The sequence below is a fragment of the Stenotrophomonas sp. STEN022 genome (assembly GCF_056760155.1).
In genome coordinates, this window is sequence record NZ_JBRREG010000123.1 from 1 (window position 1) to 10,951 (window position 10,951).

General features: G+C 64.0%; 9 protein-coding genes. 6 read left to right on the plus strand and 3 right to left on the minus strand.

Translation table 11 applies throughout. The features are described from left to right. Positions 1–157: 157 nt before the first annotated feature. Entirely contained in the window at positions 158–766 is a 609-nt protein-coding gene (locus ACVOMF_RS18840) for a DUF937 domain-containing protein (protein ID WP_481510625.1), read from the minus strand. A 156-nt stretch (positions 767–922) separates the two neighbouring features. Next, entirely contained in the window at positions 923–2,569 is a 1,647-nt protein-coding gene (locus tag ACVOMF_RS18845) for a catalase (RefSeq protein ID WP_481510626.1), read from the minus strand. 204 nt (positions 2,570–2,773) lie between these two features. Between ACVOMF_RS18845 and ACVOMF_RS18850 the strand changes: the two genes are divergently transcribed. Together ACVOMF_RS18850 and ACVOMF_RS18855 are read left to right on the plus strand one after the other, a co-directional pair. Further along, complete coding sequence (locus ACVOMF_RS18850) at positions 2,774–3,460, plus strand: helix-turn-helix transcriptional regulator (protein WP_481510627.1); 687 nt, start codon at positions 2,774–2,776, stop codon at positions 3,458–3,460. Between the two features lie 73 nt (positions 3,461–3,533). Beyond that, positions 3,534–4,157 carry a glutathione S-transferase family protein gene (locus tag ACVOMF_RS18855; protein ID WP_481510628.1) on the plus strand — a complete coding sequence of 208 codons (624 nt, stop codon included), beginning with the start codon at positions 3,534–3,536 and terminating at the stop codon, positions 4,155–4,157. 174 nt (positions 4,158–4,331) lie between these two features. On the opposite strand, the gene mutS is transcribed toward ACVOMF_RS18855, so the two are convergent. Further along, on the minus strand, positions 4,332–6,887 hold the full coding sequence (mutS, locus tag ACVOMF_RS18860; protein WP_481510629.1) for a DNA mismatch repair protein MutS: 2,556 nt from the start codon (positions 6,885–6,887) through the stop codon (positions 4,332–4,334). Between the two features lie 203 nt (positions 6,888–7,090). Between mutS and ACVOMF_RS18865 the strand changes: the two genes are divergently transcribed. The 4 genes from ACVOMF_RS18865 to ACVOMF_RS18880 form a co-directional block, all read left to right on the plus strand. Beyond that, positions 7,091–9,004: a site-specific integrase gene (locus ACVOMF_RS18865; RefSeq protein WP_180849844.1), complete on the plus strand. Its 1,914-nt coding sequence runs from the start codon at positions 7,091–7,093 to the stop codon at positions 9,002–9,004. Next, positions 8,994–9,773: a nucleotide-binding protein gene (locus ACVOMF_RS18870; RefSeq protein ID WP_481510630.1), complete on the plus strand. Its 780-nt coding sequence runs from the start codon at positions 8,994–8,996 to the stop codon at positions 9,771–9,773. The genes ACVOMF_RS18865 and ACVOMF_RS18870 overlap by 11 nt, the downstream gene beginning before the upstream one ends. Before the next feature lie 152 nt (positions 9,774–9,925). Beyond that, on the plus strand, positions 9,926–10,432 hold the full coding sequence (locus tag ACVOMF_RS18875; RefSeq protein WP_180849842.1) for a hypothetical protein: 507 nt from the start codon (positions 9,926–9,928) through the stop codon (positions 10,430–10,432). Positions 10,433–10,563: 131 nt separating this feature from the next. Then, positions 10,564–10,951, plus strand: a 388-nt coding sequence (locus ACVOMF_RS18880; RefSeq protein ID WP_481510631.1) for a methyltransferase domain-containing protein, incomplete at its 3' end; no start/stop codon positions are given.

Below are 10,951 nucleotides of genomic sequence, written 5' to 3' on the forward strand. Positions count from 1 at the left end.
ATGCTCGGCAAGGGGCTCTACCGATAGGGCCTCTGCCGAGCATGGCTCGGCACTAGAGGGGCATTGTTGCTGGTAAGGCCCCTGCCGAGCATGGCTCGGCACTACAGGAACAAAAAACGCCACCTTGCGGTGGCGTTTTCAATCAGCCTGTACCAGCTCAGCGTTTGCCGCTACCCAACAAGCCGCTGCCCAGCTTGATCAGGTCGCTGACGCCGAACTGACCGTCGCCGTCCTGGTCCAGCACGCTGCCCAGCAGGCCCCCGCCGATACCACCAGCCTGGGCTACCTGTTGCTTTTCCTGGCCCAGGACCTGCGCCAGGCCGTTCGGATCGGCTGGCGCGGCGCCGCTGCTCATGCGCTGGGCGATATAAGCCATCACGATCGGGGCGAGGATCTTCAACAGCTGGCTGGAGGTGCTCGGGCTCAGGCCGGTGGCCTGGGCCAGGCCGGTCTCGGCGCGGTCCTGGTTGCCGCCGAAGATGTGGCCGAGGATGCCGGCGCCATTGGCTGCCGGGCTGTTGCCGCCGCCCATCACCGCACCCAGCACGCTGCCGATGTCCAGGCCGCTGTGGTTGTTCTGCAGGGCGCCGAACAGGGCTTCTGCGCCCTGTGGCTTGGCCGCGTTGTTGCCCAGTGCGCCCATCAGCAGCGGCAGCGCGGCGCTGATGGCGCCCGAAGCCTGCTGGCTGTCGATGCCAAGCTGCTGCGAAACCTGCTGCAGCGGTGCGCCCTGTAGCTGGGAGAGAAGGTCGTCGGTCAGGCTCATCGGGGAATCCTTGAAGGTTGGGTTGCCGAGCGGCATGGTAACCCCCGCAAGGGGGCGTAAGTGAAGAAGCCAATGACGTGTTGGTTTGTGGGCGGAAACAACGCCACCCGCTCAAGGCGGGTGGCGTTGGATCATGCCTGGATCAGCGGCTAGGACTTACAGCTCGATGTCCTCGGCACCCGGTGTGGCAGCCGGGAAATCGTTGCCCGGGTGCGGTGGCGGTGCGAACGGATCGGCCGAGGCAGCGGCTGCTGCAAGCGCCTGCAGGGCGGCGGCGATGCCGGCACCATAGGCCGGATCGGCCTTGTTGCAGTTGTCGATGTGGCGCTGCTTGATGAAGTCCGGCGCATCGCCCAGGGCACGCGCGGTGTTCTCGAACAGACGCTGCTGCTGTGCCGCGTTATAGCTGCGGAACAAGGCACCGGGCTGGCTGAAGTAGTCGTTGTCGTCTTCGCGGAAGTTCCAGAAGTCGGCATCGCCACGGATCTTCAGCGGCGGCTCGCGGTACTGCGGTTGCTCCTGCCACTGGCCATAGCTGTTGGGCTCGTAATGCGGCAGGCCGCCGTAGTTGCCGTCCACGCGCATGGCACCATCGCGGTGATTGCTGTTGACCGGGCAGCGGGCGGCGTTGACCGGGATCTGGTGATGGTTCACGCCGAGCCGGTAACGCTGCGCATCGGAGTAGGCGAACAGACGTGCCTGCAGCATCTTGTCCGGCGACGGGCCGATGCCCGGGACGAGGTTGCTGGGCGCGAATGCCGACTGCTCCACGTCCTGATACCAGTTGACCGGATTGCGGTTGAGCTCGAATTCGCCGACTTCGATCAGCGGGTAGTCGCTCTTCGGCCAGACCTTGGTCAGGTCGAACGGATGGATGCGATAGGTCTCCGCGTCGAGCTCGGGCATGATCTGTACGAACAGTTTCCACTTCGGGAACTGGCCCTGCTCGATGGCCTGGAACAGGTCACGGCCATGGCTCTCACGGTCCTTGCCGACCAGCACCTGCGCCTGCGCATCGGTCAGTGCTTCAACGCCCTGTTGGCTGTGGAAATGGAACTTCACCCAGTAGCGTTCGCCATCGTTGTTGGTGAAGCTGTAGGTATGTGAGCCGAAGCCATGCATGTGGCGGTAGCTGCGCGGGATGCCGCGGTCGCTCATCACCACGGTGACCTGCATCAGCGCTTCCGGCAGCAGGGTCCAGAAGTCCCAGTTGTTGCGGGCGCTGCGCAGATTGGTATGCGGGTCGCGCTTGACCGCCTTGTTGAGGTCGCCGAACTTGCGCGGGTCACGCAGGAAGAACACCGGCGTGTTGTTGCCGACCAGATCCCAGTTGCCTTCCTCGGTGTAGAACTTCAGTGCGAAGCCACGGATGTCGCGTTCGGCATCGGCTGCGCCGCGCTCACCGGCCACGGTGGTGAAGCGGGCGAACATCTCGGTCTGCTTGCCCACGGCCGAGAAGATCTTGGCACGGGTGTACTTGCTGATGTCATGGGTGACAGTGAAGGTGCCGTATGCGCCTGAACCCTTGGCGTGCATGCGGCGCTCGGGAATGATCTCGCGGTTGAAGTTGGCCAGCTTCTCCAGCAGCCATACATCTTCCATCAACAGCGGGCCACGCGGGCCGGCGGTCTTGCTGTTCTGGTTGTCCACTATCGGCGCGCCGAAGGCGGTGGTCATCGGCGTCACTGGCGCGTCGCCATGCTTCTGCTTGGGCGTGGTGCTGGTGTCACGCTGCGACTGCGCGGCCTGCTCGGGGGAGGGGGCGCTGTGGTACGGACAGGTCGGCTTGGTGTCATTGCTCATGGCTGGCTCCTGCTGGCGTTGGGGTAGTTCTTGCACCGACTGTAACCATCGACGTGTTAAATGAATAATCAAATGAACTGCTCGCTCTGATAGGGCTTATCTATTGCTCAGCTAGCCGGGATAAATGCGCTCTGTTGATGCCGCAGGCTCAATGCGCCGGCCGTAAGCCGTTATGCTGGGCAGCTGCCTGTGCCGGAACCCCCAATGAGCCAACGCGCCGCCCGATTGCTGCACTTGCTGGACGAATTGCGGCGGCGCCGCACGCCGGTGCGCGGCGCCGAGCTGGCACAACGGCTGGAGGTGAGCCTGCGCACCGTGTACCGGGACATCGATGCCTTGCGCGGGCAGGGCGCCGATATCGCCGGTGATCCGGGTATTGGCTACCAGTTGCGGCCGGGTTTCCTGCTGCCACCGATGATGTTTTCCGCCGAAGAACTCGAAGCGGTGCTGCTGGGTGCGCGCTGGGTGGCCTCGCATGGCGACCCGGAGCTGGCAGCCGCGGCCGACACCGCCTTGCAGCGTGTCATAGGCGTACTGCCCGAAACGCTGCGCCTGCAGGTGGAAACCAGTGGCCTGTTCGCACCGCACTGGCACGCGGTGCCACCGGAGCCGTGGCTGCCGGCCTTGCGCCGTGCGATCCGCGATGGCAATGCCGTGCGCATCCAGTACCGCGACGTCGAGGGCAGGGTCAGCGAGCGCATGATCTGGCCGTTCGCGATGGCCTTCATGGCCGATGTGCGCATGCTGGCCGCGTGGTGCGAAATGCGTGGTGATTTCCGTCACTTCCGCGCTGATCGATTGCTGGCACTGGAAGACACCGCGCAGCGCTATCCAGGGCAACGTCATCAGTTGTTGAAGCGTTGGCGCGCGCAATGCATGACGGACTCTTGATGTGTCACTGCTGACAGCTGTTGTCAGCAGCCCCTACGCACACTGTCGGCTCCTTACAACGCAGGTGCCAGAGATGACCGACACGCTTACCTTCTACAGCCACCCACATTCGCGCGGCCGAATCACCCGCTGGATGCTGGAAGAAACCGGTCTGCGCTACGACGCGGTGATGCTGGAGTACGGCACCAGCATGAAGTCAGCGCAGTATCTGGCAATCAATCCGATGGGCAAGGTGCCCGCGTTGGTGCAGGGGACAACGGCGATCACCGAGAACGCGGCGATCTGCCTGCACCTGGCCGATCTGGCACCGGCCAAGGCCTTGTTGCCGCCGGTGGGCAGCGCCGAGCGCGGCGAATGCTACCGCTGGGTATTGTTTGCGGCTGGGCCGCTGGAAGCCTTCGTCACCGATCTTCGTCATGGCACGCTGGCACCGCCGATGGAGGCCGGTTACGGCAGCGCCGAGGATTTGATCCGCACCCTGGAAACAGCAGTTGCCGGCAAGCACTATCTGGTGGGTGATGGCTTTACCGTAGCCGATCTGTATATGGCGGCGTTCCTGAGTTACTTCATCAGCATGGGCCAGCTTGAGGCCAAGCCGGTGTTCACCGATTACTGCACACGTCATCTGCAGCGGCCGGCGTCGGTGCGGGCGGGGCAACTGGATGATGCGTTGCTGGCACCTGTGGGAGCGGCGTAAGCCGCGAAGCTGGAGGCAATGGAAGGGCCCTGAAAGCCAACCCCTCCCCAACCCTCCCCTTGGCCTTCGGCCAAAGAGAGGGAGCAGAAGCTGTAGTGCCGAGCCATGCTCGGCATTGGGCTCTACTGGTACAGCCTCTGCCGAGCATGGCTCGGCACTACAGGGGCGCTGCACTCAGATCAACGACTTTACCCGGTACAGCGCTTCCAACGCCTGCTTCGGCGTCAGCTCGTCGGGATCGATCGCCTGCAACGCATCCAGGGCCGCTGAGTTCGGCGCGGCAAACAAACCAAACTGCTGCGGCGCATCCAAGGCCTGCGGCGCCATTGCCGCGCTCTGGGTCTCGCCACCACGCTGTTCCAGCTCTGCCAGACGACGGCGTGCCTGCGCGACCGTGGATTTGGGCAGGCCGGCCAAGGCCGCTACCTGCAGACCAAAGCTGCGGTTGGCCGGGCCGTCCTTCACTGCATGCATGAACACCAGTGTGTCGCCGTGTTCCACTGCATCCAGATGCACGTTGGCGATACCGCTGGCGCCGCCTTCATGGCTTTCATCGGCCAGTGCGGTGAGCTCGAAGTAATGCGTAGCAAACAGCGTGTAGCAGCGGTTCTGGTAGGCCAGGTGACGCGCGACCGCGTCGGCCAGGGCAAGGCCGTCGTAGGTCGAGGTGCCGCGGCCGATCTCATCCATCAGTACCAGCGAGTGCTCGGTGGCGTGGTGCAGGATGTAGCTGGTCTCGGCCATTTCCACCATGAAGGTGGACTGGCCCTTGGCCAGGTCGTCACCGGCGCCGATGCGGGTCAGGATGCGGTCGATCGGGCCGATCACAGCGCGGCTGGCCGGCACGAAGCTGCCGATATGGGCGAGCAGCACGATCAGTGCGTTCTGCCGCATGTAGGTCGACTTACCGCCCATGTTCGGGCCGGTGATGACCAGCATGCGGCGGTCCGGGTGCAGGTCCAGGTCGTTGGGCTCGAACGGGGTATCGCGGACGGCTTCCACCACCGGGTGGCGGCCGCGTTCGATGCGCAGGCAGGCATCTTCCTGCAGTTCCGGCTGTGCCCAGTCTAGCGCCTGTGCGCGTTCGGCGAATGCAGCAAGTACGTCCAGTTCGCTCAAGGCGCCGGCACAGCGTTTCAGCGGTTCCAGATGCTGGCCGACGATGTCGAGCAGGCCTTCGTACAGCAGTTTTTCGCGGCTGAGCGAACGCTCGCGTGCCGACAGCACCTTGTCCTCGAAGTTCTTCAACTCCTCGGTGATGTAGCGCTCGGCATTGGTCAGGGTCTGGCGGCGGGTGTAATGCACCGGCGCCTTGTCGGACTGGCCCTTGCTGATTTCGATGTAATAGCCATGCACGCGGTTGTAGCCGACCTTCAAGGTGGCGATGCCGCTGGCCTGGCGCTCGCGTGCTTCCAGGTCGATCAGGAACTGGTCGGCGTGGGTGGACAGGCGGCGCAGTTCGTCGAGCTCGGCGTCGTAGCCTTCGGCGATCACGCCGCCGTCGGACAGCTTCAGCGGCGGCTGCTCGGCGATGGCGCTGGCCAGCAGCTGGGCGCTTTCATCGTGCGAGCCCAGCTCGGCGCGCAGCTGTTGCAGGCGCGGTGAATCCAGCGTGTCCAGCTGTGCATTGATGGCCGGTAACAGGCCCAGGCCATCGCGCAGGGTGGAAAAGTCGCGCGGGCGCGCAGAGCGCAACGCCATGCGGGTGAGGATGCGCTCGATATCGCCAAGCGCGCGGAAGCTGTCGCGCAGGTCGGCGTCGCTGCCGCGGTCAATCAGCGTGGCAACTGCGTGGTGGCGCTGCTGCAGCACGTTGCGCAGGCGCAGCGGGCGGTGCAGCCAGCGTCGCAGCAGGCGTCCGCCCATTGGCGAGACGGTGCTGTCGAGCACGCCGAGCAAGGTGTTGCGGGTGTCGCCATCAACGCGCGTGTCCAGTTCCAGATGGCGGCGGGTGGCGGCGTTCATCGCGATCGCTTCGCCGGCGTTCTCCATCGAAATGGAAGTCAGGTGCGGCAGGCGCTGTTTCTGGGTTTCCTCGACATAGCCGAGCAGGGCGCCGGCGGCACCGGTGGCGCGCGGCTTGTCGTCGATGCCGAAGCCACTGAGATCATGCAGCTTGAAGAAGTTCAGCAGGTGGCGGCGGCCGCTGTCGGCATCGAACAGCCACGGCGCGCGGCGGCGCACGCCATTGCGATGGCGCAGGAACTCCGGCCAGTTCTCCTCGTCGGGCACCAGCAGCTCGGCCGGTTCCAGCCGGGCCAGCTCAGCTTCCAGCGCGTCGTCACTGTCAACTTCGTTGACCAGGAAACGGCCACCGGCCAGATCGGCCCAGGCCAGGCCGTAGCCGGCCTTGCTGCGCGACAGCGCCATCAGCAAGGTGTCGCGGCGCTCATCCAGCAGGGCTTCGTCGGTGACGGTGCCAGGAGTGACCACGCGTACCACCTTGCGCTCGACCAGACCCTTGGCCAGCGCCGGGTCGCCGATCTGCTCGCAGATCGCCACCGATTCGCCAACCGCCACCAGCCGCGCCAGGTAGCCTTCAAAGGCATGCACCGGCACGCCGGCCATCGGGATCGGCGCGCCGCCGGAGCTGCCGCGCTGGGTCAGGGTGATGTCGAGCAGGCGCGCGGCCTTGCGCGCGTCGTCATAGAACAGTTCGTAGAAATCGCCCATCCGGAAGAACAGCAGCAGGTCCGGGTACTCGGACTTGGCTGCAAAGAACTGCTTCATTAAAGGCGTGTGTTCTGCGCCACCCTTGCTGGGCTTGCTTGTTTGATTGGAATCAGTGGCTTGCAAAATAATCTGCCTCGGTTTGTAGCGGTCGTTACCGGTCAGAAACGGCAAGTAACGGGGTTTTCTGTTGCGATCATGTTGCGACAGGTTCCGGTTGAGGCCAGAATCCTGTTGCGACGACAAGGATCGGGGTTTCGGCGATGGCCAACGGTGTTGCGACGAAGGCAGGTGCCCGCCGAGCGGGCTTCAAGTTTAGTCTGACCCACGCGCAGGTGATGCAGCTTTCCACCAGCGTCGTGCCGGAGGTCGTTGGGGGCGGGCGGATCAAGTTGGTTCCCCGTCCCAAGGCCGACCAGGGCAAGCCCTACCGGATCGTGGACGCCAGCCAGGGTGCCCCCGTGGGTTTCGGCTTCTACGTGGGCAAGACGAAGGTGACCTACGAGATGGTCCGGCGCGGCCCCAACGGGGTGCGCCGCTTCGCCTTGGGCAACGTGACGGACATGGGCCTGGCTGAGGCCCACGAGAAAGCGCGGCAGCACGTGGCGATCCTGCTGAGCACCGGGGAAAACCCAAAGGTCCACCAGGCCAAGGCCAAGGAAGCAGCCCAGAGCATCAAACGGCTGGCGAACATCACCGTTCGCGAGTGCATGGCTGCCTACCTGGCGGACATGGAAGAGCGCCTGGCCTTGGGGCAGGTCAAGGCGAACAGCGTGGAGGCTTATCGGGACAGCATGGCGCGGTTGGAGCGTCCGGAAGTGAACATGGCCGACCGGGTCGTCAAGGATCTGCGCGAGAATGACATCACGGCCGCCTACAGTAAGATGCGGAAGAGCGCCATGGAGCGCTCCAACCGCGTCCCCACTCACATGAAAGCCGTCCTCAAGGGCTATGAGGACTGGGCGGAGCTCGACACCGCCAAGCTCGAATCACTGGGCATCACGGGCAAATACATCCAGCGGGTGAAAGCCGCCGGAGTGGCCGCGGCCGAGCACACCTTCACCGATGCATACCGCGGCGTGAAGCACATACTGCGCAAGGAGCTGGAGTTGGCCAGCATAGAGGGGCGTCCCCTCGTGCTGTCCTTCAACCCGTTCTCAGTCGTCTTCAGCAAGAAGCTGGTGCGAGGCGCAAGGGCACTGCGGAAACATTACGAACGGGCCGAGGTTCGAAACCCTCTCAACGACGACACTCTCCCCAAGGTGCTCAAGGCGATCGTGGCCCGCCGAGACGAGCAGGGTGGTCACAATGCCGCCGCTTCGGACTATCTGCTGCTGACGCTGCTCTGGGGCTCGCGCCGCAGTGAAGCGGTGCAGCTGCGTTGGTTTGATCGCTGTTCCAAGGGCGAGCTGTCCCAGCGGGAAGTGTCCTGGGTTTGGCTGGGTGCAGCGGATGCGGTGAATCCCTACACCGGCCGCACCGGCCCGCAGGTGTTCATGAGCGACACCAAATCGGGCGAGAGCCGATTCTTGCCCGTGACCTACTTTGCGGAACGGATCCTGCGCCGTCGTTTCGAAGGCCGTTTGGACAACGCCACAGCAAAGAAGGAATTAGCCGCCGCTCGTCAACTGCTGGAGTCAGCGCGCGAGAGTGGTGCGAGCAAGGCCGTGATCGTGGGCCTCCAGGAGGCCGTGGAAAAGGCGGAGCACGAGGTTCAGCGAACGAAATATGTGTTTCCCGCCCGCTCCAGCCGAAGCAAGTCCGGGCACTACTCCGATAGCAAGTCGATCCTGGCCAATGTGCGCCGGGATGCCGGGCTCATTGACCTTCGGGACGAGGTCGACCAAGGCCTGACCACCCACGATCTGCGCCGGACCTTGGGACGCTACGCCGGCCTGCTCCTTGGAGACAGCCGGGTGGTCTCCCAGATGCTCCACCACCACGTGTCGCAGCCGGACGACAAGGGCATGTCGGAGGTGAGCTTGCGCTACACCGACCAGGAGTGGAAGCGATTGCGTGAGGCGTTCTCCGAGGTGGAGGAAATGATGATCGCCACCAGCCCCAGGGTATGGAACCGGCTCAAAGGCGTGGACAAGCCCCGGCTGGACGAATCCAAGGACGAACCGGTTACCATCTTTGCTCCCCGCAACCAGATCACCGCGCTGGATGACGATTGAGCTTCAACGCGCCGAAGAGCAATACCTGGCATTGCAGGCCACGGCGGTAGACCGGGAGTTGGAACGGGCCGCGGCTGGCCTGCCGCCTCCTACCGTGAGCACCAAGGCCGCGGCCAAGTTCCTGGGCGTCCACTTCGACACCCTGGGTGAATGGCGGCGGCGCTCGCCCCCACTGGGTCCTCCCTTCCAGAAAGGGGCGGGGCAGGTTGGGGGTGGGCTGAACCAGCACGTGCGCTACCTCTACAGCGACCTGGTGGAGTGGCAGAACGCCCGGTTGGGCAAGTCACCGAAAGAACGCTGCCTGCAGAATGAGCTGGATATGGCGCAACAGCGCGTGCGCGAGCTGGAACTGGAGCTTTCCCTCCGCCAGGCAAAGGAAGAACTTGCCAAGCTCCAGAAGAAGCTGGGCCGCATCTCGAACCTGGCCACCCTTTCGGACGTGGCGGTGGTGTCGCACGACTGGGCGCTGGATGGGGATCGCATTGCGGGCCATGTCTTGGCTGTGGACGACGCCACGCTTGCTCAGGCCTTGGCCGATGGCAACATTTGGGAAGGCACCGTGGAAGTTGCCTTGGCCCAACCCTGGATCAACACCGAGAGCCGACAACCCTACCAGGACGCATTCCTAGGCGTCCTCGCCGCAACCCAGCATGCCATCGATGCGTCACGGTCGCGCCAGCGTGCCAGTGATCTGGAAGAGCGGTTGAGCGTCGATGTGGTGGAGAGCACTGGGGTTCGGCCCTTTGGGAAGGGGAGCAGTCGGCTTTGAGCGCTGACGAATCCGGCTGGATGGGTGGGCGGCGTCCAGGACGCCCTCCGAAAGATCCTGGTCCTTTCGTCTTGACCTACTCAGAGGACGTTGAGCTTACCCAAGCGATCGATGGAAAGCGGGAGTGGGTCGGTCCTGGTGTGGCGGCCTACATGCTGGGTATTTCCAAGGACGCGCTGAAAAAGCGACGCCAGAGAAACGAAGGGTTGATCCCCGTGCACCGACCGGCGAGAAGCAACCGTCAAGGAGTGCAATACCGTTGGTCTTCGGTGTGTGAATGCCGCGATGCCGAAGGGTATCAACGGTCCATGATGGATGAGCGGCTACGGAGAACAGAAGACCGCTTGGAATCGGCTGAGAAGCTTCTGGCAGAAGCTCTTGCAGCTCTTCGACAAGCGGGCATCCCCGGCTTGGAACAGAAATTGCCCATGGCGTTGAACGAGTCCGATCGACTGATGGGGCTCGCCGTATTTCATCCCCATCGACCCGCGCGTGCGCTCACGGTGCTTGAAGCCCTCGAAATCCCTTGGGTGAGCAGCGAGGCGCGTCAGCCGTTCCACAACTGGGCCATGGACGTGCTCCAGTCCGCCGCCGAGAGCGTTGCGAAAGCCACCGATTGCTCCTTGTTCCCGTCTTTTTATCGGGAAACGCTCGGATGAGGCATATCAATGCATGCTGGCCGTTATCGGGACAAATGTCCCGATAAAGCGGCCTTTTCGCGCGGAAATCCTACAGCGCCGCGCCCGCAAGCTCGCGTCCGTTCCGATCGGGAACGACAGGCGAGATCGACATGCAGTCCAACGTTCTTCAGTTCAAACCGGCTACCCGCACCAAGCGCCTCTTGGCGCCGAAGGCCACCCGGCTCACCACCGCTTGCTACAAGGCGTGCGACAAAGACTACTCGGCCGTCGATTGGTATACCCCGCCGGCAATCGTCAAAGCGCTGGGTGGCCAGGAGGGGTTTGACCTCGATCCTTGCACGCCGGAAGACCATTCCGATCTGCCGGCGCCGACGGCCTGCCGGATGATCCCGCCCAGCCAGGATGGCCTGGCGACGGTGTGGTGGCCGCAGGCCTTCGTGTGGATGAACCCGCCCTACGGGAAGGGCATGGACAAGTGGTTGGGCCTGCAGGCCCCCCACCCCGCAGGTGTGATCGCCCTGGTGGAGCCCCACCTCG